Below are 22,879 nucleotides of genomic sequence, written 5' to 3'. Positions count from 1 at the left end.
CACCTTGGAGAAGACACATGCCAGCCGCCATCTACGCCGAGGGTCTGGTGAAGACCTTCGGTGACGTCCGCGCATTGGACGGCGTGGACATCGAAGTCCCCGAGGGGTCGGTGCTCGGCCTCCTCGGCCCGAACGGCGCGGGGAAGACCACCGCCGTGCGGGTGCTCACCACGCTGATCCAGCCCGACAGCGGGCGCGCGGAGGTGGCGGGCATCGACGTGTGCGCCCATCCGGGCGAGGTGCGCCGCTCCATCGGGCTCTCCGGGCAGTTCGCCGCCGTCGACGAGTATCTGACCGGCCGGGAGAACCTCCAGATGGTCGGTCAGCTCTACCAGCTGACCGCCCGCGACGCCAAGCGGCGAGCCGTCGAGCTGCTCGACCGGTTCAACCTCGCGGACGCCGCCGACCGCACCGCCAAGACATACTCCGGCGGCATGCGGCGCCGGCTGGATCTCGCGGCGGCCCTGGTGATCAGCCCGCCGGTGATGTTCATGGACGAGCCGACCACCGGCCTCGACCCGCGCAACCGCCAGGGCCTGTGGGCGGTGATCGAGGAGCTGGTCGCCGGCGGCACCACGCTGCTGCTCACCACCCAGTATCTGGAGGAGGCCGACCACCTCGCCGACACCATCGCCGTGGTCGACCACGGCCGGGTCATCGCCCGGGGCACCTCGGACGAGCTGAAGAGCCAGAGCGGCGGCGATGTGGTGGAGGTCGTGGTCCACGACCGGGCGCATATCGAGCTGGCCGAGCGGGTGCTCCGCCGGCTCGGCGACGGCGACACCACGCTCGTGGAGCACACCCGCAAGCTCAGCGTGCCGGCCGCCGGCGGCGCCAAGCTGCTCGCCGAGGTGATCCGCGAGCTGGACGCGGAGGGCGTGGAGATCGACGACATCGGGCTGCGCCGCCCCACGCTGGACGACGTCTTCATCTCGCTGACCGGCCACGGCGCGGACGACGCCGAGGCGGCCGAGGGGATCAAGCCCAAGCCCGAGAGCACGGAAGCGGGTTCGGGCCAGCGTTCCGGCACGGCCGGCACGGCCGGCACGGCTGGCACGGCCGGCAAGGAGGAGAAGTGAGTATCACCGCGAACGATCCCAGCCCGCGCCCCGTGGCCCGGCCGGGGGATCGGGTCTCCTTCCGGCAGAGCTGGCGGGACTCCATGGTGGTCGCGAAACGCAACCTGCTGCGGATGCTGCGCATCCCCGAGGTGGTGATCTTCGGCCTGGTCCAGCCCATCATGTTCGTGGTGCTGTTCAGCTATGTCTTCGGCGGCTCCATCGCCCTGCCGGGCGCCGGCACGGACTCGGGCGCCTACCGCGAGTTCCTGATGGGCGGCATCTTCGCCCAGACGGTCACCTTCGCCACCGCCGGTGCCAGCGCCGGCATCGCCGAGGACATGCAGAAGGGCATCATCGACCGCTTCCGCTCCCTGCCCATGGCCCGTGGCGCGGTGCTCACAGGGCGCACCTTCGCCGATCTGGTGCAGACAGCGGTGATCCTGCTGGTGCTGGCGATCGTCGCCCTGCTGGTCGGCTGGCGCATCCACGACGGGATCCTCAACGCGCTGGCCGGTTTCGGCCTGTTGCTGCTCCTGGGCTACGCCTTCACCTGGATCGGCGCGCTGATCGGCCTCTCCGTCCGCACCCCCGAGGCAGCCACCTCCGGCGGCCTGGTCTGGCTCTTCCCGCTCACCTTCGTCTCCGTTGCCTTCGTCCCCTCGGAGAACATGCCCTCGCTGCTGCAACCCGTCGCCGAGTGGAACCCGTTCAGCGCCACCGTGCTGGCCACCCGCGAGCTGTTCGGCAACCTGCCGCCCAACTACCAGGCCCCCGACGTCTGGCCGATGCAGCACCCGGCGCTTGCCTCCGTGCTCTGGTCGTTGGCGATCATCCTGCTGTTCCGCACGCTCGCCGTCCGGAAGTACAAGCGGGCCTCGGCCTGAGCCAGCCGCCGGCGCACGCCCCCGGCCGTGTTCTCGCCGCCCTCGGCCACCGCTCGGCCGAGGGCAGCGCCCTTCGTTCCGCGACATACCGGTAACGAGTTGGTCGAATTCGGCGTGACACCCCGTCGGACGGGGCAGGCGATCTCTCCGGGTCATGACCACACACTCGGGGACCACTCCGACAACTGCCCCTCGCCCAGGGGCGGAACACCACCGCCGCACGCCGGCGGAGGGCCAGCGGACAGGACGAGAACCACCGGGGAACACCGGAGATTCAACGGGGAACGGGGAGGGCACGCGCATGGCGGTGGAGACGGCGACACTCAACGAACGACACCGGACGGAGGTTGACCGACTGCTGGAGCGGGCGGCCCAGGAGGAGGCGCGCCGCTCCGAGGGCAGCTCCTCGGCCGACCAGCTCCTCCAACGCGCCCGCTCCTCGATCGACGAGATCATCCGCCCGGCGCGTGAGGAGTACACCGCCTTCGTCGAGGCCGAGCAGGAGGCGGCGCCCAGCCGGCTCGCCGACCGCTTCGCGCCGAGGGTGCTGGGCGGCCTCGCCGCCGCCGTCGTCTCGGCCGCCATCGCCACCGTGCTGCTGGTCGGCTCCCTCAACGACTCGGCCGGCGTCGCCTTCGGCGACGGCGCCATCGTGGCCGCCGCCGCCGTGCTCGGGTTCGTCCTCCAGGCCCTGCTCGCCCACTTCTGGTCCGCCGAGCGACAGGCCGGCAGCCGCCACCAGCCGGGCGGCGTCGAACAGCTGCGGCTGGCCTGGCTGACCGCGGTCGAGGTGCGGGGTATCCGCCCCTACCTGGAGCAGCAGCGGGCGGTCGCCCCGCGCCGCCGCCAGCTGCGCGCCGAACGCGGCTCCAGCCGCCAGCGCCCCAGGGACCGGGCGGCCGAGGCCCGGGGCCGCTCCGTGGTCGGCAAGTCCTTCGACCGCCTGGCCGATCTGGAGCGCCCCTTCATCGGCCGCCGCAGCCAGCTCACCCAGATCGTCCAGTGGGTCAACCGCGACCGCGCCAGCAGCGACACCCACCCCACCGTGGTCGTGCTGCACGGCGCCTCCGGCTCCGGCCGCACCACGCTGGCCAGTTGGGCGGCCCAGGAGACCCGCGAGCTGTTCCGCGGCGCCTGCCTGGTGGACCTGCGGGGTCAGAGCCAGGATCCGCTTCCCACCAGGGACGCCATCCTGCACCTGATGAACCGCCTGGGTGCCCCCCGCGACCAGCTGCTCTTCCGCGACGGCGCCGGCCGGGCCGCCGGCGTCCAGCAGCTCGGCCGGCTCGTCGAGCGCTACCAGCAGCACCTCACGGACCTCCCGGTGGTGCTCATCCTGGACGACGCCACCGACGCCGAGCAGGTCTGCACGTTGATCCCGGCCCGCTCCCCCTCCCTGGTGCTGGTCACCTCGGCCGAGCCGATGGACATCCGGCCCTCGTCCCCCGCCTCGGTCCACCACCTGTCCATCGACGCCCTGGACGACGAGGCGGCCGAGGAGCTGCTGCGGGCCTCCGTCACCGACGGCGGCGTCATCGGCCCCGGGCCCAGGGACGACACCAGCTGGCGCCGGATCAACGAGCTGTGCGCCGGCCGCCCCATCCTGCTCCGGCTGGCCGGCTCCGCGTTGGACACGCGGGCCCCCGGCGCGCTCGCCGACGACCTGGCGGCCTTCGACACCCCGGCCCCCGGCCCGGACGGCGAGGCCGGCGAGGCCGTGGCCGACCCGGCCGAGCGCGTCCTGGGCCTGCGCTACGCGGACCAGCCCGAGGCCGGGCGCCGGCTGCTGCGCCGGCTGGCGCTGGCCGGCCGCGCCAGCCTCGGCGCCCGCGCCGCCGCCGCTCTGCTGGACGTCGGCCAGCAGGAGGCCGCCGGCCAGCTGGAGTCGCTGGCCCAGGCCGGGCTCCTCCGCCGGGTGCGGGGCAACCGCTACCGCCTGCACGAGCTGGTGCGCAGGTTCGCCCGCGCCAGAATGTACGAGGAGGACAGCGACCGGCAGGTCTCCGCCGCCCAGGAACGCCTGATCCGCAGCTACGCCGAGCTGGCCGACACGGTGATCCGCCTGGTCGACGGCAAGACGTCCACCCGCGCCGATCTGCTGCCGGCAGCGGCCGGCGGCCACGGCTTCACCTCGCTGGACGCGGCGCTGCGCTGGCTGGACGAAGAGACCAGTTTCATCACCTCCACGCTGCGTTACGCCGACGAGCGGGTGGACCGCCAGGCCGTGCAACACCTGCTGGGCGCCCTCTGCGACTACTGCCTGCTGCGCGGTGACCTCTACCGCCTGGGCGAGCTGAACGAGCTGGCGGAGGCGGTCGACCAGGGCTTGCTGACGCGTTCCGTGCGCTGGCGCACGGGCGTCGCGGCCCGGCAGCTGGGTGAGCTGGACAAGGCACGGTCCACGCTCACCTCGGTCGTCTCGCTTTACCAGCAGGCCCACCATGACGCCGGCACTGCCCGCGCCCTGCGCGATCTGGGCATCACCCTGCAACACCAGGGACAGCTCCACGAGGCCGGCGAGAAGCTGCGCCAGGCGCTGGAGCTCCAGCAGGCCGAGAACCTGGCCGGCGACCGAGCCTGGACCCTGCACGCCCTGGCCGCGGTCGAACGGGAGTGCGGCCGGGTGCGCTCCGCCCGCCGACTGCTCGCCGAGGCCCTGCCGCTGCACCAGAACAGCGGCAGCGTGCACGGTGAGGCATGGACGAGGTTCCAGCTCGGCCAGACCATGCTCTGGCAGGGCCAGCTGCGCGACGGTGAGCGCGAACTGCGCCTCGCGCTGGACCTCTATGAACAGTCCCGCGATGTGCGCGGGGTGGCCTGGGCGATGAGCGAGCTGGGCCTGGCCCGCGTCCACGACGGCGAGGACGCCGCCGCCGTCGACGAGCTGCGGGCGGCCCTGGCCAGACACCAGGACACGGAGGACGCGCGCGGCGAGGCGTGGACCCTCTACTACCTGGGCCAGGCCCTGGAGGAGGCCGGCGACGCCACGGGCGCGGTACGCACCCTGGAGCGGGCCCGCACCATGTTCAACCGCATGCGCGACGTCTACGGCCTGGCCTGCACCCGACACCACTCGGCCCGGGTCACCCGCGACATGCGCGCGGAGAGCACGGGCTCGCTGCGCAACAGCGGCTTCGCCCGGCAGCTGCTCACCGACGCCCGCCGGGACTTCGAGCGGATCGGAGTCGCCCAGGGCGAGGCCTGGTCGGCCCTCGAACTGGCGGTGATCGAGGCCGGGAACGAACGGACGGGCGAGGCGCTGCGCCTCGCCGACGAGGCGCTGGCGCTCTTCACCGCCGGCTACGGCGGCGAGGGCCCCGACCAACGCGGCGCGGACTGGGCACAGTTCCTGCGCTGCACGCTGCTCCCCCTGGCCTCGCCCGGCGGCTCAGAGGTGGGCCAGGCCGTCGCCCAACAGGAGCTGGCCGAGCTGGTCCGCGCGGAACACCCCCTGCGCGACCTCCGGCTCGCGGACGCGGCCCACTCCTACGCGCTGATGCTGGAACGCGGCCAGGGCCCCGAGGACGGCTGGCCGGCCTGGCGCCTGGGCCTGGTCCCCCAACGAGCGGCCAGAGACATCATCGGAGTCACCCCCACCTCCTGACCCAGCCACCCCGGCCCCACCCACCGAAAGCCCCCACCGCGCCTCCGGCTGTCGCCCGAGCCGGGGCCCGGGCTTCGGGTGTGCGGTTCCGCCCGGCTGTCACCGGCGCGGCGGTGCTGCGGTCTCAGCTCCCGCTCATGGCCCCGGCCCCACCCGTCCGAGGGCCCTCACCGCGCCTCCGGCTGTCGCCCGGGCCGGGGCCTGCGCTTCGGGTGTGCGGTTCCGCCCGGCTGTCACCGGCGCGGCGGTGCTGCGGTCTCAGCTCCCGCTCATGGCCCCGGCCCCACCCGTCCGAGGGCCCTCACCGCGCCTTCGGCTGTCGCCCTGGCCCGGGCTTCAGGGTGTGCGGTTCCGCCCGGCTGTCACCGGCACGGCGGCGGTGCGGTCTCAGCTCCCGCTCATGGCCCCGGCCCCACCCGTCCGAGGGCCCCCACCGCGCCTCCGGCTGTCGCCCGGGCGTGCGGTTCCGCCCGGCTGCCACCGGCACGGCGGCGGTGCGGTCTCAGCTCCCGCTCACGGCCCCGGCCCCACCCGTCCGAGGGCCCTCACCGCGCCTCCGGCTGTCGCCCGGGCCGGGGCCTGCGCTCCGGGCGTGCGGTGCCGTCCGGCTGTCGCCGGTGCGGTCGTCCGGTCGAGGTTCCCGTGCGCCGTCCCGGTGTCATGCGCCCCAGCCCGCCCGTGGGTGTGGCAGGACCATCGGGCCTGCCACACCCACGGGCGGGCCCGCCGCCTCACCCCGCGCGGGCAGCGCTCGGCTCCGCGCGGCTCAGGCCGCGCGGCCCGCTTGGCGCACCGTGGTCAGGAGCTGGCGGAGGAGGCGGTGGCCGCCTCGTCCGCTCCGTCCTTACGGCCCTGGTTCTCCTCGAAGTCGATCTTGCCGAGGTGTCGGCTCATCGACTTCAGCAGGACCCAGACGCCCACGCCCAGCACCGCGAACACGATGAAGCCCAGCACGCCGGGAGTCACCGTGTACTCGTTCAGCTCCTTGGCAAGCGGCAGTACGTCAGTCATGTCATCGATTCTCGCGGATGCCCGCGAACAGGTCGGACTCGGGTAGTGAGGTGTCGACGAGCGAGCGGGCCAGTTCGAAGTCCTCGGTGGGCCAGATCTCCTGCTGGACATCCATCGGGACCCGGAACCAGCCGCCGTCCGGGTCGATCTGGGTGGCGTGCGCGATCAGCGCCTTGTCCCTGGTGGGGAAGAACTCCGCGCAGGGCACCCGCGTGGTCAACTGCCGCTCCGGCATGGAGGACTCCTCCCACCGCTCCAGCCACTCCGCGTACGGGGAGTCGAGCCCTCGCGCCAGCAGCCCCTCGTGCAGCGCCACCGTCCGCGCCCGGTTGAACCCCTGGTTGTAGTACAGCTTCTGCGGCTGCCAGGGCTCGCCCGCGTCCGGGTAGCGGTCGGCGTCGCCGGCGGCCTCGAACGCCACCATCGAGATCTTGTGGGTCATGATGTGGTCGGGGTGCGGATAGCCGCCGTTCTCGTCGTAGGTGGTGACCACCTGGGGGCGGAACGCGCGGATCAGCCGCACCAGCGGCTCGGCCGCCTCGTCCACGTCCTTGAGGGCGAAGCACCCCTCGGGCAGCGGAGGCAGCGGGTCGCCCTCGGGGAGGCCCGAGTCGACGAATCCGAGCCACTCCTGCCGGACGCCGAGGATCTCCCTGGCCTCCGCCATCTCCTTGGCCCGCACCTCGTGGATGTGCTTCTCGATATAGGGGTCGCCCTGGAGCTTGGGGTTCAGAATGGAGCCCCTTTCGCCCCCTGTGCAGGTGGCGACCAGCACCTCGACGCCCTCCGACACGTACTTGGCCATCATCGCGGCGCCCTTGCTGGACTCGTCGTCCGGGTGGGCGTGCACCGCCATGAGTCGCAGTTGCTCTGTCAAGGCTTGGTCCTCGTCGCTCGATCCTGGTCGTCTCTGCCTCCGAGACGCCTTCTATAGTGACGGATGGAGTGCGCGCCGGTATTCCTCGCCTTCGGTGTCGATCCGGGCCCCCGACGGAGAGGGCTCGCGGCCGTGACACCATGGCGTCGGACGCACCGAAGCCGCGAACAGCCGCACCGAAGCCGCGAGGAAGCCGCGAGCGGCTGAGGGAAACCGCGAGAGACGAGGAGGGGGCATGGCGCAGACGCCGACGGAGTTGCCCGAAGGGCGCTACGGTCGCTCCACCTCCGACGACGCGCGGACCGACCGTAGGCTCAAGGTGATCGGCCTGGTGCTGGGCGTCGCGTTGCTGGCCTTCGTGGGCTGGGCCGGCGTCTCGTACATCAGCGAGCAACGGGTCTCCGGCGAGCTGACCGGCTTCGAGGTGATCTCCGACGAGGAGATCGACGTCCGGGTCGCCGTCCGCAAGCAGGTCGACGTGGTCGGTGTCTGTACGGTGCGGGCCCAGGCGGAGGACGGGCTTGAGGTCGGGCGCGGACAGATCCGCTTCGACGAGCCGGACGACAGCCTGCACGGGTCCGTCGTCCTGCGCACCCTGGAGCGCGCCACCTCGGCCGAGCTGACCGGCTGCTCGGCGGCCGACGAGGACTGACCGGGCCCGGCGCGGCGGCGCGGGGGCCCAGGGCGGGACCGCCCTCTGGTTTGTCCCGGTGCGCGCAGGGTAATGCTTCCGCACATCGACCGTTTCGTTGTTAGAGTCGATATTTCGATCGATCGATCCGCCCGCCCAGGAGCGCACATGTCTGGGACGGGCCTTGTTTTTATCCCCTCTTGCTACCCGAGGAGCACCTGTGACGCAGACCAGCGACACTGTCACCTGGCTGACCCAGGAGGCGTATGACCAGCTCAAGGCAGAGCTGGATCAACTGTCGGGTCCTGCCCGCGTCGAGATCGCGAAGAAGATCGAGGCGGCTCGTGAAGAGGGCGATCTCAAGGAGAACGCCGGCTATCACGCAGCCAAGGAGGAGCAGGGGAAGATGGAGGCGCGGGTCCGGCAGCTGACGCAGCTGTTGGAGACGGCGCAGGTCGGCGAGGCCCCGGCGGACACGGGCGTGGTGGCGCCCGGCATGGTCGTCACCATCGCCTTCGACGGCGACGAGGACGACACGATGGTGTTCCTCCTGGCGTCCAGGGAGTTCGCCACCTCCGACATCGAGACCTACTCGCCGCAGTCGCCGCTGGGCGGTGGGGTGTTGGGCAAGAAGGTCGGGCAGGACGCCGAGTACGAGCTGCCCAACGGCAGCGTCGCCAAGGTCAAGGTCCTGGAGGCCAAGCCCTACCAGGCCTGATCCTGGCGCGGGGCGGGGACCTGGCCGATCGGCCGAGCGCCGAGCCCTCCCCCTTCCGTCCCAGTGAGCCGAGCCCGGCGGACCGACGGCCCTGACCTCCACGGAGGTTCAACGAGGCCCGCCGCCGGGAAGCGGCTCCACCAGCCGCCGAGCGCGCTGACGCCGGCGGCCATCGAGAATCCCGTGGGTGAACACGATCCCGGCGGCCCCCGTCTGACCTGCCGACGCGTCGCGTCGACGCACGTCCGGCCGGGGCCGCTTCGGGTGTCGGCGCCCCTGGGCCTCTTTACCCGTGGCTGTCGAGCCGTCACGCTGGGGTGACCGAACGTCAGCTCGCGAGGAGTCCACACCGTGAACAACCGACGTTCCGGCCGACGTTCCAGGCGCGCCCCCCGGCGGGGCCCGGTGGTCGGCGGGGTGCTGCTGCTCGTGTTCGGCCTGGCCCGCTGGGGCTGGGCCGCCGTGCTGGTGGTCGGTCTCGTCGCGGGGGTGGCCGTCTCGCTGTGGTGGGCGCGGCGGGTGCACCGCCGGGCGCGGGCCGGGGACCGGGAGTGGCGGCGCCAGGACGCCGTCCTGGCGAACAACCGCTCCCTCGCCGATGTCGACGCGCTGTCCGGGGAGGGGTTCGAGGAGCTGGTCGCCGCCCGGCTGCGGGCGGACGGCTGCACGGAGGTGGAACGGGTCGGTGGCGGCGGGGACCAGGGGCGGGACATCGCCGGGAAGCTGCCCGACGGCCGCGGCATGGTCGTCCAGTGCAAGCGTTACGCGCCCCACCGGGCCGTCACCGCGCCCGCGATGCAACGGCTGCTGGGCACCAGGACACACTTCGCCGCGGACATCGCGCTGTGCGTCACCAACACCAGGTACACCGCGCAGGCCGCTGAGTTCGCCCGCGCCAACGGCATCGTCCTCGTCCACCGGGACCTGTTGGGCCCCTGGCTGGGCGGCGCCAGGCTGGACACCCTGATCGAGCTGAACGGAGCCGGTCTCGGGGACCGGCGCCACCTGAGCACCTGGCGGCGCGCCTACGGCACTGGCCCCCGCCCTCGCCCCCGTCGAAAGCGCCCCCCGCGCCCCCCGCGCCCCCGGAGCCCCGCGCCATGACGGGCCCTCGGGGGGCCCGCGCCGAGCCGTCCGATCCCCCGGTCGGGAGATCCCGTCGGTGTCCTGATGGCCGCGCGGGGAACGGCCTCTGGCCCGTGTCGATGGCGGCCAGGAAGTGGCGGAAAAACGTCTGTGATACCTGGGGTGGATGGTGAGAGCGTGACGAGGACCACTGTGGTCGACGGGGGCGTGTTCCGCGCCGGGACGGGTTCGTTCGTCCCGGTGACCGCGTGGTGTCGCGGCCCCTGAGGCAGCGGGCGAAGTCCCGTGCGCAGGAAGCGAGTCGGGGGATCTGATGCGGGTTCTGCTGTTGACGTTCTTCCACGGGCTCGGCCATGTGGTGCGGACCGCGCGGGTGGGCTCCGCCCTGGTCGCCGCCGGCGCCGAGGTGCTGGTCGGCACGGCGGAGCCGGCGCGGCACATCATGAAGGCCCAAGGTCTGGACTCGTTCCCGCTGACGGAGCTGCCGCCGTTCCCGCCGCGCGAGCCGGCCGAGGAGCCCCCGCCGGCCCCCGGGGGCCGGATCCGGCTGGCCGATCCCGACTACCTCACCACCTGCCTCGCCGAGGAGCGCGCCGCGATAGCGGAGTTCCGTCCCGACATGGTGGTCAGCGACTTCCGGGTCACGGGCGCGGTGTCGGCGGCCCTGGAGGGCGTGCCGGCCGCCTGGATCGTCAACTCGGGGTTCTTCGAGTTCCCCTTCCCCCAGGTGCTGCGCGATGTGGTGCCCCAACTGGTCGAGCTGGGCGTGCCCCGGGAGACCGCGCGGCGCGTCCTGGGCGATGTCCTCTACATCCCGGACTGGTCGCGGTTCGATCCGCTCTCCGGTATCGCCGCCCGGGAGTCGGCCACGGCGCTGGGCACGCTGTCCGAGATCCGGCATGTGGGCCCGGTGTTGAAGGAGGCCCCCGACGGCGCGCCGTCCCGCGCCGAGGCCCGCGAGCGGCTCGGCGTCGCGGCGGACGTTCCGCTGGTGTACGTCAGCCTCGGCGGCACGGCCCAGGGCTACGGGTCGCTCACCACCATCGCCGCCAGGCTCGGCGCGGTCCCCGCGCACACCGTGCTGGTCACGGGCCCCAACATCCCGCCCGAGCGGCTCCGGGAGCGGACCGCGGACGTGGTGATGGCGTACACCGAGGACAGCATGGCGTGGACGCGGGCCGCCGATCTGGTCGTCACCCACGGCGGACACACCTCCACCATGGAGGCGCTCTGCCTGGGCACACCACTGCTGGCGCTGCCGGGCCACGCGGAGCAGGAGTGGAACGCCTCCCGCGCGGTCTCCCTGGGCACCGGCGAGATCCTCCCGGCCGACGCGGTCGCCGACGAGTTCGTGCCCACGGCCACCCGTCTCCTCGGCGACCAGGGCCTGGCCCGCAGGGCGCGGGAGGTCGGCGAGGTGCTGGCCGGCCGCGACGGTGCCGCCGAACTCGCCTCGCACGTCCTGGCGTTCGCCTCCCTCTCGGCGCTGACGCGAGGGCGTCGTGGCTGAGCGGGGGCCGGCGCCCGAGCTGTCGGTCGTCGTCATCGTCCGGGACGACGAGCCAGCGCTGCGCGCGCTCGTCGCCTCCCTCGGGGCCTCGGCCCAACGCACCGAAGGGGCCTACGAGATCGTCGCCGTCGACGACGGCTCGACGCCGCCCGTCCGCGCCGACCTCGCCGAGTTGGCCGGCGGCGTCCCGCTCGCGCTGATCCGCCGGAGGGGCGCGGGCAACCGCGCGGCGGCCCGCGCCGAGGGCGCGGCCGAGGCGCGCGGGCGCCATCTCGCCTTCCTCGACGCGGACCAGGAGGCCCCGCCGCACTGGGTCGCCGAGCACCTCCGCTGGCAACGCGCGCTCCCCGGGGCCGTGGTCGCCGGCCACCGGCGGCATCTCGACGCGTCCGACGCCGGCCGCTGGCGGCCCGAGGTGCGCACCCGGGTCACCGCCGAGTACTCGCAGAACTACGCCCGTATCGCCGCCGCCTGGTATCTGCCCTTCAGCTGCAACCTGTCCGTGCCGGCAGATGTCTACCGTCAGCTCGGCGGCTACAGCGATATGTTCGTCGGCTGGGGCTACGAGGACCACGACTTCGGCTACCGGGCCTGGGCCGCCGGCGTCCCCACCGTGCACAACCCTCTCGCCTGGACGTGGGACCGGCACCACGCGGTGCGCACGGACGCCGACCGGGTCGCCGAGTGGGCGGCCAACCGCGACCGTTTCCTGGCCGCCCACCCCGAGCCGCACGCCCAGGCCGTCCGGCTCATCGACAACTACCCCTCGGGCAAAGGGTCCTCCCCGGGGCAGATGTGGATGGACTCCTTCCGCCGCCTCGACGCCGAGCTGCGCCGTATCGACGGCGTCCCGGCGCCCGCGCCGCCGGCCCGCACCCTGACGGTCCTCTCCCCGGCCGACGCCGACCACGCCAGGACGCTGCTGCACGACGGCGTGCCGCTGCGGATCGTCGACGGCCTCCACGGCTCGGGTCTCGATCTGGAGATACAGCGCAACGGCCTCCGCCACATCGAGTACCACACGCTCCTGAGCTGACGGGCCGCCCGTCGCGCCCCTGGCGCGAACGCACCGGGCCCCTCGCGCCCCGGACCGGATCTGGGCCGGACCTGGATCGAACCCAGACCGGACCCAGACCGGGCCCAGGCCGGGCCCAGACCAGATCCGGGCCGCACCTACGCCGAATCTGACGGCATCTGACAGAACCTGACGGAATCTGGACGGACGGAAGATGGCTCTCCTGCTGCGTTCCCCGCTCGGCCTGTGCCTGCTGTTCGTGTCCGCGATGACGGGCGTGATCAGCGTCGGCTACCCCCTGGCGCTGGACTCCGCCGGCTTCGCCAAGGGCGATATCGCCCTGTTCTTCGTCGTCAACTCGCTGATCGCGTTCACCCTCGCCCTCTCCTCCAGCCGCCCGGTGGCGCTCCGGCACGCGCCCCGGCTGCTCACGCCCGCCCTGCTGGCCGGGGCCGTCGGGACGGCCCTGGTCAGCACGGGGCACGCGCTGCCGCTGGTGTGCCTGGGCGGCGCGCTCTCCATGGCGGGCGCCGTCTCGCTGCCGCTGATCCTCCGACGGTTGCAGACCACCCCGGGGGCCGCCGGGCTCTCCGACGCGGTGCTCGCCGCCCGCACCCGGTGGATCGCCGTGGCCGGCTATGTCGCCGGCGTCGCCGTCTTCGCCGGCTCCAGCTCCCTGACCGAGTGGTGGTCGGACTGGCCCCCCGTCGGCGCCGCCGTTCTCCTCCTGCTCGGCGCTGCCGTCCTCGCCACCCTCGACCGGCGCTCGGCCCCCGCGCCCGCGCCCCCCGCCCCGGCGGCGAGCGCCGGCCGGTCGGGCGTCGGCCCCGCCCTGGCCGTCGGCGTGCTGGCGATCGTCCTCCTCAAGGCGGCGGACAGCCTGCGCCTGGTGTACCTGCCGCTGTTCGTCGTCAACTCCGGCTGGGACCCACGGCTCAACAGCGTCCTCTTCATGCTCACCGCGCTCGTCGAACTCGCCGTGCTGCCCTGGCTCGGCCGCGCGGGCGAGCGTCACCCGGCGGCGCGGCTGCTCGCCCTGGCGGCGCTCGCCGGCGCGCTGTCCTTCACCCTCACCGCCGTCTGGACGTCCCTCGGCTCCCTGCTGGCCTCGCAGACGATCTTCGCCGTCTTCGCCGCCGCGCTCCAGTCGCTGGGGATGGTGGTCCTCGCCGGCCTGGTCAGGGGCGGACTGCCGGCCGGCGCCGGCCTCTTCGCCGGCGTGATGCAACTCGGCTCCCTGGTGGGCATCCTCGCCCCCCTCACCGTCTCCGGCTACCGCCCCGCCCTCTTCTGGATCGCCGTCGCCTTCTGCGTCGGCTCCACCCTCGTGCTGCTGCTGTTGAACCGGCTGACCGGCACGGACGCACCCTCCGTCCCTCCCCACCCCAGAGGAACCAACGATGACGCCGCCAAGAAGGCTCCCCGCTGACGCCCGACGCCGACTCCATGACACCTCACAGACCCAACTCACCCCCGATCGGCTGGCCCAGCCGGTCGACGTCGACCTCGGCCTCGACGAGGAGCGCCGGGAGCCCGTCGACGCGATCCCCGGCTGGCACAGCTACGGCGTCGCCGCCGCCGTGGAACGCGTCCGGGACGGCCACGCCCTCGGCATCGGCGAGTTCGTGCTGCGCGTCTGCGACACCGGCTCCGACGAACACCCGACGCCCGCGCGGCTCGACCGGCACATCCGGGCCATCGCCCGGCTGGTGCGGGAGGCACCGCCCGGCGTCCGCTGCACGGTCGACCCCTTCGCCCTCGCGCTCAACCCCGACGGCAGCTGGGGCCTGCGCGACGACGGCGACCGCCTCGACATCCCCGCCACCTACACGCTGCTGCGCGACACCGCCGCCGGCGTCGCGACCGCCGGGGCGCACGGCATCGTCACGCTGGGCCGGCTGCCGCTTGAGGTGTCGCACACCAGGGCCGGCGTCGACTCGGTGCGGGGCGCCACCCGGCTGTACTCGTTCTCCCAGAACAGCGAGACCAGCACCGCCTATGTCTACCTCGACGAGGACCACCGCGACACCGGGCAGAAGATCCTCCCGGGCAACCTCGCGGAGATGACGCTCTGGTCGCTGCTCGACGCCTTCCAGGGCACCCAGGTCTCGGTGACCAAACCGCTGGAGAACGCCCACGCCACCCTCGACGTGGCACGCCATATCGAGCACGAGGAGCTGACCGGCCGTCTGCTGCGCTCCCTCGAACGGGCCGACCCGGGCCTGCCACCTCTCACCGGCGCTGCGGCCGGCCTGGTCAGGGAGGTGCTGGACTCCCAGGAGACGCTTCAGAAGTCCCTGGCACAGCTGGAGTTGTACGGCTACGCCGTCTCGGGCACGACCCGTGCCCTCGGCGTGCTGGCCGCCGTGGACGGGCTGCGCCTGGCGCGCGCCAGGCTGGAGGAGTCCTGGCACAACTGGCTCGCGGCGGCCGGCCCCCACGGCGGCCGGATCATCGACCGCAACGCCATCAGCTATCTGCGGGGCGACCTGCTCGGCGTCTGACCCCCACCGCGGACGGGCGGAGGCCAGCCCACCGCCGCCCGTCCGTGGTGGGCCCGTGGGTACGCTTCCGCCATGCCCAACGCACTTCTCCGCCAGGGGAGCGAGTACCTGGCCTTCTGGACCGAGAGACATCTGTGCACCCTCACGACCCTGCGCCCGGACGGAACCCCGCATGTGGTGCCCGTCGGTGTGACGGTCGACGCGGACGCGGGGATGGCGCGCGTCATCACCCGCCGGACCAGCAGGAAGGTCGCCAACCTGAGCGGTGCGGGCCCCGCCCGGGTCGCCGTCTGCCAGATCGACGGAGGGCGCTGGGCGACGCTTGAGGGAACGGCGGCGGTGCGTACCGACGAGGCAGCCGTGGCGGACGCCGTCGACCGCTACGCGCGACGCTACGGGCGCAGGCCGACGCCCGACCCGGAGCGGGTGGTGATCGAGATCGCGGTGGACCACGCCATGGGACGCGCCACGCTCCCCCGACAGCGGCCCGCCACCGCCTGACGACGCCCGGGCCGCCGCGTTCCCGTGGCGTCGGGGAGGGGTCAGTAGCCGACGCTGAGACCGGCGGCGGCGAGGACGGGCGACACGGGCTGGTAGTAGGTCTGGCCGCCGGAGGCGCAGTTGCCGCTGCCGCCGACGAGGATGCCCAGCGCCGTGCTGGCGGCGTGGACCGGGCCGCCCTGGTCGCCCGGCTCGGCGCAGATGTTGGTGGTGAAGAGCCCGTTGACGGTGCCGTCGGGGAAGGCGATCGTCTGGTTCACCCCGGTCACGGTGCCGCAGTGGATCCCGGTGGTGGAGCCGTAGCGGCAGGCGGACTGGCCCACCGAGGGGCTCGCGGCGCCGGTGATCCGTACCGGCTGTCCGCCCCCGTTGAGCTCGCTGGGGTACTCCAGGTCGGGGTTGGTGTAGCGGACGACCGACCAGGACGAGCCGGGGAAGACCGCCATCGTGGTGACCGCGACCGGGACGGTCAGCGCGGGATCGCGGTACCACTGGGTGCCGACGCCGCCGCAGTGGCCGGCCATCAGCCCGTAGCGGTCGGTGCCGTCGGTGGCGTTGAAGGCGACGGTGCACGGCCCGGCCGCGCTGTGGAGGCGGTCCCCGCCGCGTATCGCGTCGGCGGCGGTGACGGAGGCGGTGTCCGTGGCCGGCGTGGCCGGCGCGGCGGAGGCGGTGGGGGCCAGGGCCAGCGCGAGGGCGATGAGCAGCGCGCCGAGTACGGTGCCGACCAGCGTCCGCTGGGCCGCCCGGCGGCGGCCTGGCCCTGGCGCCAGGTTCGTTGCTGTGCCTGTCATGCCATGCTCCTGTGTGGGTGAGAGCCGGTGGTGTCCCGGGGGCGGGACGGCCGGTCGGCCGCCCCGCCCCCGGGGTGGTACGGGGCGCCGTCAGCACATGTAGGGGCGCATGACCTCGTACTCGCTGCCCCAGTTGGCGCAGCCCTCGGCCGAGTGGCCGTACCAGTTGTGCCCGAACTCGTGGGCGGCCAGCAGCGCGAAGTCGCTCACCAGGCTGGAGAGCACGATGCGCTGGCCCTGGCCCCAGTTGCAGCCGACCACGTTGGTGGCGCTGCCGCAGCCCTGGACGTAGCCGCTGACGCACTCGACCGGGGTGCCGCTGCCCGAGGTCTCGGTGGCGTCGCCCCAGAAGTTGGCGCCGCTGCGGATGGAGCCCGCGTAGCCGCTGCACGAAGCGGTTATGTGGTAGCTCCAGGCCACCGGCGCGGCCGTGTCCACGCCCTCCTGGACCTGCGGCAGGTCGCTGTGGCCGTCGGTCTCGCCGGTCTCGTACGCGTCCTCCGGGTCGCTCACCAGGAGCGTCGCGTGGGGTTCGGAGTCGTGGATGTCGACCACCGCACCGGCGTTGGCCGCGGTGGGGAAGAACATGAGGATGGCGAAGGCGGCGAGCACACCGGCCAGTCTTCGCAATGGCGTGGCCATGACAATTCCTCTCGTGGGGGGCGCCATACGCGGTCGTCGGATACGGCCTGACCGGACGGAATGTGGGGTTCGCCCGGGTTCAGGGGGGTGGGGTGCGTACGGCTGATCGACAGGAAGATATTGCCAGATGCGGTGTATGCCAATCCGATTCGCCGATGTTGCGTATATGTAAGAAGACGGACCGGCCGTGTCCTGGTGCGCGCGGCGGAGTCCGCTGGGCCCGCCGCTCCCGGCCGTGCGACGATGCCGGTATGAATCGACTGGCTGACTCCCAGTCGCCTTATCTGCTCCAGCACGCCTCCAATCCGGTGGATTGGTGGCCCTGGGGAGAAGAGGCGTTCGACGAGGCGCGGCGGCGGGACGTCCCGGTGCTGCTGAGTGTCGGCTACGCGTCCTGCCACTGGTGCCATGTGATGGCCCGTGAGAGCTTCGAGGATCCGGCGCTCGCCGAGTATCTCAACGCGCGCTTCGTCCCGGTGAAGGTGGACCGGGAGGAGCGGCCGGATGTGGACGCCGTCTATATGGAGGCCGTGCAGGCCGCCACCGGGCAGGGCGGTTGGCCCATGACGGTGCTGATGACGGCCGACGGCGAGCCGTTCCACTTCGGCACCTACTACCCGCCCGAGCCCATGAGCCGACTGCCGTCCTTCCGCCAGCTGTTGGAAGGCGTGACGGCCGCCTGGCAGGAGCGCAGGGGTGAGGTGGCCGAGGTCGCCCGGCGGGTCACGACCGAGTTGGCCGGGCGGCGGATGGAGTACCGGGCGCCGGCGCCGCCGGGCGAGGAGGAGCTGGCCCTCGCCCTGGGCGCGCTGGCCGGGGAGTTCGACGAACGGCACGGCGGCTTCGGCGGCGCGCCCAAGTTCCCGCCGGCGATGGTGCTGGAGTTCCTGCTGCGCCACCACGCCCGCACCGGCTCCACCCAGGCGCTGCGCATCGTCGAGCGCACCTGCGAGGCCATGGCCAGGGGCGGCATCTACGACCAGCTGGCGGGCGGCTTCGCGCGCTACTCGGTGGACGCCGCGTGGATCGTGCCGCACTTCGAGAAGATGCTCTACGACAACGCGCTGCTCGCCCGGGTCCATCTCCATCTGTGGCGGGCCACCGGCTCCCCGCTGGCCCGGCGGGTCGCGCTGGAGACGGCCGACTTCATCGTGCGGGAACTCGGCACGGCCGAGGGCGGCTTCGCCTCGGCGCTGGACGCCGACAGCGAGACGGCGGACGGTGACCACGCCGAGGGCGCCGCCTATGTCTGGACGCCCGAGCAGCTCCGGGACGTCCTCGGCGAGGCGGCCGGCGCCGAGGCCGCCGAGCTGTACGGGGTGACGGCCGACGGCACGTTCGAGGCCGGCGCCTCCGTGCTGCGCCTGCCGGGCGCGGCGCCGTCCGAGGCGGTCAGGGCGGAGCTGCTGGCGGCGCGCCGGCTGCGCCCGGCGCCGGAGCGGGACGACAAGGTGATCGCGGCCTGGAACGGTCTGGCCGTCGCGGCGCTGGCCGAGATCGGCGGCTGCCTCGGCCGCCCCGATCTGGTCGCCGCCGCCGAGTCCGCCGCCGAACTGTTGGTCAGGGTCCATCTGGACGCGGCCACCGGCCGGTTGACCCGCACCTCAAGGGACGGCCAAGCCGGATCGAACGCCGGGGTGCTGGACGACTACGCCGATCTGGCGGAGGGCCTGATGGCGCTCTACGCGGTGACCGGCGAGAGCGCCTGGCTGGCCACGGCCGGCGAGCTGCTCGAAGTGGTGCTGACCCGGTTCGCCGGCGACGACGGCGCCTTCTTCGACACCGCCGACGACGCGGAGCGCCTGATCCGGCGCCCCCAGGACCCGACCGACGGAGCCACTCCGGCCGGCTGGACCGGGGCCACCGGCGCCCTGCTGTCCTACGCCGCCTACACCGGGAGCGACCGGCACCGTCGGGCGGCCGAACGGGCGTTGGGCGTGGTCACCGCGTTGGCGGCCGGCGCGCCCCGGTTCATCGGCTGGGGGCTCGCGGTCGCGGAGGCGGCGCTGGACGGGCCGCGCGAGGTGGCCGTGGTGGGCCCGGACGACGATCCGGCGACCGCCGAGCTGCACCACACCGCGCTGGTGGCGATCGCCCCCGGGGCCGTGGTGGCCCGGGGCGAGCCGGGCGCCGCCGACGCCCCGCCGCTGCTCGCCGACCGGCCCCTGCTGGACGGCCGTCCGGCGGCCTACGTCTGCCGGGGCTTCGTCTGCCGGCGGCCCACCACGGACCCGGGTGAACTGGCCGCCCAGCTGGGGTGATCCATCCCCGCGACGCCGTACCCGCGACGCCGTCCCCGCGACGCCGTCCCCGCGGCGCTGAGCGCCCGGCGCGCGTTCAGCCCCCCGCGCCGGTCTGCGCGCGGGGCGGCACCGGGGCGCTCAGGGGATGTGCCCTGGTCAGCAGCCAACCGGCGAGCAGCGCGGCGGCCAGCGCCAGATAGGCGCTGACGAAGAGCGCCACGTTGGTGGCATGGGTGAACGCCGCGTCAGCGGCCTCGGCCAGCTCGGGCCGGTTCAGGCGCTCGGCCCACTGGTGCGCCGAGGTGACGGAGCGTCCGGCGCCCTCGGCCGCGGCCTCAGTGAGGCCGCTGGTGTCCAGCCGGCCGCGGTAGGTGTGCGCCAGCAGGCTGCCGAGCAGCGCGACGCCCAGTGCCGAACCCAGCAGCCGCACCGTGGTCAGCATGCCGGAGCCGGCGCCGAACCGGTCCGGTGGCAGCGCGCCCATCGCGGCGTCCACCGAGGGCACCATGGCGAGACCCAGGCCGAGGCCGGTGATGGCCAGCCAGATCGCCAGCTGCCCGTCGCCCGCCTCGGCCAGCGCCGAGCTGCCGAGGAAGCCGGCGAAGGACAGCAGCACCATGCCGCTGGCGACCACCGCGCCCACGCCGAACTGCCGCACCAGCGGGCCGCCGCCCCGCACCAGCAGCAGCAGCCCGGCGAGCAGCGGCAGCAGCCGCAGCCCGGCGTCGAACGGGCCGAAGCCGCGCACGTCCTGGAGGTACTGCGGCAGGAAGAACAGCAGTCCCGCGAGCAGGAATCCGGCCACCGCGCTGAACAGCGTGGGCCAGCCGAAGCCGGGGTCGCGCAGCAGCCGCAGATCGATCATGGGGCGCCGGCGCCGGCTCTCCCTGACCAGCGCGAGCGCGGTGAGCGGCGGCGAGGCGGCCATCGCGATCAGCACCGGCGGGCTCGTCCAGCCCCGCGCGGTGCCCTCGATGACGGCGAAGACCAGGGCGCCGATGCCGGCGGCGATCAGCGCGGTGCTCAACGGGTTGACCCGGGGGGCGGCCGGATCGCTGGTCTCCGGCAGCAGGAGCCGGCAGGCGATCGCCGCCAGCGCCAGCGCCGGCAGATTGGTCAGGAACAGCGCGGCCCAGCCGAAGCGGTCCAGTAGCGCGCCGCCGACCAGCGGGCCGAGCGGCATCCCCGCCGTGAACGAGGTGGCGACCAGGGCCACCGCCTTCGGCCGGTCCGCCGGGGCGAAGATGGTCGGCAGCACCGCCAGCACCAGCGGCGAGACCAGCGCGGCGCCGAGCCCCATGAGCGTTCGGGCGGCGATCAGCTGCGCGGCCCCGTCGGCGAGCGCGCCCAACGCGGACCCGGTCAGCACGAAGACCAGCCCGACCAGCAGGGTGCGGCGCCGGCCGAACCGGTCGCCCAGCAGCCCGGCGGGCAGCACGGCGGCCGAGAACGTCACCAGATAGGCGTCCACCACCCACTGCTGCTGACCGGTGTCTATCCGCAGCTCGGCGGAGAGTGTGGGCAGCGCCACATTGAGGATGGTCAGATCGAAGCCCAGGGTCAGCATGACGAGGCCCAGCGCGGCCAGCGCCCACCAGCGGTGGGGGGCCTGCGGCGGGGGCGTCGGCTTCCCTCCTGGAGGCATCACCGAATGTTACTTACCCCCGATTCGGCCCGTCCCGGCAAGGGGGTTTTGCCCACGCTTGGCCTGTGCTCATCTGAGCTGCTCTAGACACAGAAGAGAAGTGGGTTCAGTATCAGATGAGCGGCCCATCCTTACGGATGAGCGCGATCGGCCGGCTGAAAAGCGATGCCCGGGGAGACATGTGCAGAAACGACCCGGACGTCGGGCCCGCCGGTGGCCGCCTTGCGCGCGCACAACCCTCAAACCCTCAACACTTCAGGAGCGAACGCGATGCTGACCCCAGCTCCCGTCGCCGCGACCGCCCCCACCCGACACCGGGATCTCCTGGCCTGGGTGGCCGAGATCGCCGAGGTGACCCAACCCGACCAGGTCGTGTGGTGCGACGGCTCCGAGGAGGAGTACGACCGCCTGTGCGCCGAGCTGGTCGCCCGGGGCACCTTCCGCGCCCTCGACCCGACCCGGCGCCCCAACTCCTACTACGCCGCCTCCGACCCCACCGACGTCGCCCGCGTCGAGGACCGCACCTTCATCTGCTCGCGACGCGAGGAGGACGCGGGGCCCACCAACAACTGGATGGCCCCCGACGAGATGCGGCGCGTCTTCACCGGGAAGGACGGCCTGTTCCGGGGCTCGATGCGCGGCCGGACCATGTATGTGGTCCCGTTCTGCATGGGCCCGCTCGGCTCGCCGCTCTCCGCGCTCGGCGTGGAGATCACCGACTCCGCGTACGTGGTCACCGCCATGCGCACCATGACCCGGATGGGGCGTGCCGTGCTGGACGAGCTGGGCGAGGACGGCCCGTTCGTGCGGGCCGTGCACTCCGTCGGCGCTCCCCTGGCGGCGGGGGAGGCGGACGTGGCCTGGCCGTGCAACCAGACCAAGTACATCTCCCACTTCCCCGAGTCCCGCGAGATCTGGTCGTTCGGCTCCGGCTACGGCGGCAACGCGCTGCTCGGCAAGAAGTGCTACGCGCTGCGCATCGCCTCCGTGATGGCCAGGGACGAGGGCTGGCTCGCCGAGCACATGCTGATCCTCAAGCTCACCCCGCCCGACTGCGGCCGGCCGCACTACGTCGCGGCGGCCTTCCCGTCCGCCTGCGGCAAGACCAACCTGGCCATGCTGCGGCCCGCGCTGCCCGGCTGGCGGGTGGAGACGGTGGGCGACGACATCGCCTGGATGCGCTTCGACGAGGAAGGACAGCTGCGGGCCATCAACCCCGAGGCCGGCTTCTTCGGGGTGGCGCCCGGCACCGGCGAGGACACCAACGCCAACGCGATGCGCACCCTCTGGGGCAACGCGGTCTTCACCAATGTCGCGCTCACCGAGGACGGCGGCGACGTCTGGTGGGAGGGCATGACCGAACGGGCCCCCGCCCACCTCACCGACTGGCGCGGCCAGCCCTGGACGCCGGCGGACGGCCGCCCGGCGGCGCACCCCAACGCCCGGTTCACCGTGCCGGCGGCGCAGTGCCCCACCATCGCGCCCGAGTGGGAGGACCCGGCGGGGGTGCCGATCTCGGCCGTTCTCTTCGGCGGCCGGCGGGCGAGCACGGTCCCGCTGGTCACCGAGTCGCTCTCCTGGCGGCACGGCGTCTTCCTCGGCGCCAACGTGGCCTCGGAGAAGACGGCGGCGGCGGAGGGCACGGTGGGCGAGCTGCGCCGTGACCCGTTCGCCATGCTGCCGTTCTGCGGCTACCACATGGGCGACTACTTCGCGCACTGGCTGGCCATGGGCGAACGCGCCGCCGACCCGGCGAAGCTGCCGCGGATCTTCTACGTCAACTGGTTCCGCAAGGACGAGCGGGGCGACTTCGTCTGGCCAGGGTTCGGCGAGAACATCCGGGTGCTGAAGTGGATCGTCGACCGGCTCAACGGCGAGGCGACCGGACGGGCCACGCCGGTGGGGCTGCTGCCGGCGGCCGGAGAGCTGGACATCGAGGGGCTCGGGCTCACCCCGGAGCAGCTGTCGACGCTGCTGGACGTGGACATGGACGCCTGGCGTGCCGAGGCCGAGCTGATCCCCGAACACCTGCGCACCTACGGCGACCACACCCCCGAGGGCCTGTGGGTCGAGCACCGTGAGCTGGTGCGGCGGCTCGACGCGGCCGAGGGGCACGAACGGGCCGCCGGTTGATCAGTTGCCGATGAGCTGCT

General features: G+C 73.3%; 18 protein-coding genes. 13 read left to right on the top strand and 5 right to left on the bottom strand.

The features are described from left to right. Positions 1-17 precede the first annotated feature (17 nt). The 3 genes from K4G22_RS09740 to K4G22_RS09730 all read left to right on the top strand — a co-directional run bounded on the left by K4G22_RS09740 (position 18) and on the right by K4G22_RS09730 (position 5,549). A complete protein-coding gene (locus K4G22_RS09740; protein WP_228079488.1) occupies positions 18-1,079 on the top strand; it encodes an ATP-binding cassette domain-containing protein in 1,062 nt (353 codons plus the stop codon). Positions 1,080-1,111: 32 nt separating this feature from the next. After that, the gene (locus K4G22_RS09735; RefSeq protein WP_483414802.1) at positions 1,112-1,945 is read left to right on the top strand and encodes an ABC transporter permease; all 834 of its coding nucleotides are present in this window, start codon (positions 1,112-1,114) and stop codon (positions 1,943-1,945) included. Between the two features lie 301 nt (positions 1,946-2,246). Further along, positions 2,247-5,549, top strand: a complete 3,303-nt coding sequence (locus K4G22_RS09730; RefSeq protein WP_228079487.1) for a tetratricopeptide repeat protein — start codon at positions 2,247-2,249, stop codon at positions 5,547-5,549. A gap of 798 nt (positions 5,550-6,347) precedes the next feature. On the opposite strand, the gene K4G22_RS09725 is transcribed toward K4G22_RS09730, so the two are convergent. Then, entirely contained in the window at positions 6,348-6,560 is a 213-nt protein-coding gene (locus tag K4G22_RS09725; RefSeq protein ID WP_228079486.1) for a hypothetical protein, read from the bottom strand. Between the two features lies 1 nt (position 6,561). Beyond that, positions 6,562-7,437 carry a mycothiol conjugate amidase Mca gene (gene mca, locus K4G22_RS09720; RefSeq protein WP_228079485.1) on the bottom strand — a complete coding sequence of 292 codons (876 nt, stop codon included), beginning with the start codon at positions 7,435-7,437 and terminating at the stop codon, positions 6,562-6,564. 235 nt (positions 7,438-7,672) lie between these two features. On the opposite strand from mca, the gene K4G22_RS09715 reads away from it, so the two are divergent. From K4G22_RS09715 to K4G22_RS09680, 8 genes are all read left to right on the top strand, one after another. Beyond that, on the top strand, positions 7,673-8,089 hold the full coding sequence (locus K4G22_RS09715) for a DUF4307 domain-containing protein (RefSeq protein WP_228079484.1): 417 nt from the start codon (positions 7,673-7,675) through the stop codon (positions 8,087-8,089). Positions 8,090-8,288: 199 nt separating this feature from the next. Further along, positions 8,289-8,786 (top strand): transcription elongation factor GreA, encoded by a 498-nt coding sequence (gene greA / locus K4G22_RS09710; protein ID WP_228079483.1) that lies wholly within the window; start codon positions 8,289-8,291, stop codon positions 8,784-8,786. 351 nt (positions 8,787-9,137) lie between these two features. Continuing rightward, complete coding sequence (locus K4G22_RS09705) at positions 9,138-9,890, top strand: restriction endonuclease (protein WP_228079482.1); 753 nt, start codon at positions 9,138-9,140, stop codon at positions 9,888-9,890. 295 nt (positions 9,891-10,185) lie between these two features. Further along, entirely contained in the window at positions 10,186-11,382 is a 1,197-nt protein-coding gene (locus tag K4G22_RS09700; protein ID WP_228079481.1) for a glycosyltransferase, read from the top strand. Further along, positions 11,375-12,418 carry a glycosyltransferase family 2 protein gene (locus K4G22_RS09695; protein WP_228079480.1) on the top strand — a complete coding sequence of 348 codons (1,044 nt, stop codon included), beginning with the start codon at positions 11,375-11,377 and terminating at the stop codon, positions 12,416-12,418. The genes K4G22_RS09700 and K4G22_RS09695 overlap by 8 nt, the downstream gene beginning before the upstream one ends. Positions 12,419-12,611: 193 nt before the next feature. After that, positions 12,612-13,826, top strand: a complete 1,215-nt coding sequence (locus K4G22_RS09690) for an MFS transporter (protein WP_228079479.1) — start codon at positions 12,612-12,614, stop codon at positions 13,824-13,826. Next, positions 13,798-14,901 carry a hypothetical protein gene (locus K4G22_RS09685; protein WP_228079478.1) on the top strand — a complete coding sequence of 368 codons (1,104 nt, stop codon included), beginning with the start codon at positions 13,798-13,800 and terminating at the stop codon, positions 14,899-14,901. The genes K4G22_RS09690 and K4G22_RS09685 overlap by 29 nt, the downstream gene beginning before the upstream one ends. A 72-nt stretch (positions 14,902-14,973) precedes the next feature. Then, entirely contained in the window at positions 14,974-15,402 is a 429-nt protein-coding gene (locus K4G22_RS09680; RefSeq protein ID WP_228079477.1) for a pyridoxamine 5'-phosphate oxidase family protein, read from the top strand. A 41-nt stretch (positions 15,403-15,443) separates the two neighbouring features. On the opposite strand, the gene K4G22_RS09675 is transcribed toward K4G22_RS09680, so the two are convergent. Together K4G22_RS09675 and K4G22_RS09670 are read right to left on the bottom strand one after the other, a co-directional pair. Further along, positions 15,444-16,196, bottom strand: a complete 753-nt coding sequence (locus K4G22_RS09675) for a S1 family peptidase (RefSeq protein ID WP_228079476.1) — start codon at positions 16,194-16,196, stop codon at positions 15,444-15,446. 90 nt (positions 16,197-16,286) lie between these two features. Further along, entirely contained in the window at positions 16,287-16,838 is a 552-nt protein-coding gene (locus K4G22_RS09670) for a hypothetical protein (protein WP_228079475.1), read from the bottom strand. 251 nt (positions 16,839-17,089) lie between these two features. Here K4G22_RS09670 and K4G22_RS09665 point away from each other — a divergent pair, with 251 nt between their 5' ends. Further along, entirely contained in the window at positions 17,090-19,099 is a 2,010-nt protein-coding gene (locus tag K4G22_RS09665; RefSeq protein WP_228079474.1) for a thioredoxin domain-containing protein, read from the top strand. Between the two features lie 76 nt (positions 19,100-19,175). On the opposite strand, the gene K4G22_RS09660 is transcribed toward K4G22_RS09665, so the two are convergent. Continuing rightward, on the bottom strand, positions 19,176-20,726 hold the full coding sequence (locus tag K4G22_RS09660) for an MFS transporter (RefSeq protein ID WP_228079473.1): 1,551 nt from the start codon (positions 20,724-20,726) through the stop codon (positions 19,176-19,178). Between the two features lie 270 nt (positions 20,727-20,996). Here K4G22_RS09660 and K4G22_RS09655 point away from each other — a divergent pair, with 270 nt between their 5' ends. Next, a complete protein-coding gene (locus K4G22_RS09655; RefSeq protein WP_228079472.1) occupies positions 20,997-22,859 on the top strand; it encodes a phosphoenolpyruvate carboxykinase (GTP) in 1,863 nt (620 codons plus the stop codon). Positions 22,860-22,879 lie beyond the last annotated feature (20 nt).

Origin of the sequence: Streptomyces profundus (assembly GCF_020740535.1) — a bacterium.
GTDB classification, from domain to species: domain Bacteria; phylum Actinomycetota; class Actinomycetes; order Streptomycetales; family Streptomycetaceae; genus Streptomyces; species Streptomyces profundus.
Note: the sequence above shows the minus strand (reverse complement) of the source record. Positions and strands in the feature narration are given on the sequence as shown.

Excerpts from the sequence above, each read along its gene's own strand:
- K4G22_RS09700 (WP_228079481.1), top strand. The coding sequence starts at position 10,186 with ATGCGGGTTCTGCTGTTGACGTTCTTCCACGGGCTCGGCCATGTGGTG.
- K4G22_RS09675 (WP_228079476.1), bottom strand. The coding sequence starts at position 16,196 with ATGACAGGCACAGCAACGAACCTGGCGCCAGGGCCAGGCCGCCGCCGG.
- K4G22_RS09655 (WP_228079472.1), top strand. The coding sequence starts at position 20,997 with ATGCTGACCCCAGCTCCCGTCGCCGCGACCGCCCCCACCCGACACCGG.
- K4G22_RS09685 (WP_228079478.1), top strand. The coding sequence starts at position 13,798 with ATGACGCCGCCAAGAAGGCTCCCCGCTGACGCCCGACGCCGACTCCAT.
- K4G22_RS09660 (WP_228079473.1), bottom strand. The coding sequence starts at position 20,726 with ATGCCTCCAGGAGGGAAGCCGACGCCCCCGCCGCAGGCCCCCCACCGC.
- K4G22_RS09725 (WP_228079486.1), bottom strand. The coding sequence starts at position 6,560 with ATGACTGACGTACTGCCGCTTGCCAAGGAGCTGAACGAGTACACGGTG.
- K4G22_RS09740 (WP_228079488.1), top strand. The coding sequence starts at position 18 with ATGCCAGCCGCCATCTACGCCGAGGGTCTGGTGAAGACCTTCGGTGAC.
- K4G22_RS09715 (WP_228079484.1), top strand. The coding sequence starts at position 7,673 with ATGGCGCAGACGCCGACGGAGTTGCCCGAAGGGCGCTACGGTCGCTCC.
- K4G22_RS09730 (WP_228079487.1), top strand. The coding sequence starts at position 2,247 with ATGGCGGTGGAGACGGCGACACTCAACGAACGACACCGGACGGAGGTT.
- K4G22_RS09690 (WP_228079479.1), top strand. The coding sequence starts at position 12,612 with ATGGCTCTCCTGCTGCGTTCCCCGCTCGGCCTGTGCCTGCTGTTCGTG.
- K4G22_RS09665 (WP_228079474.1), top strand. The coding sequence starts at position 17,090 with ATGAATCGACTGGCTGACTCCCAGTCGCCTTATCTGCTCCAGCACGCC.
- K4G22_RS09670 (WP_228079475.1), bottom strand. The coding sequence starts at position 16,838 with ATGGCCACGCCATTGCGAAGACTGGCCGGTGTGCTCGCCGCCTTCGCC.
- K4G22_RS09680 (WP_228079477.1), top strand. The coding sequence starts at position 14,974 with ATGCCCAACGCACTTCTCCGCCAGGGGAGCGAGTACCTGGCCTTCTGG.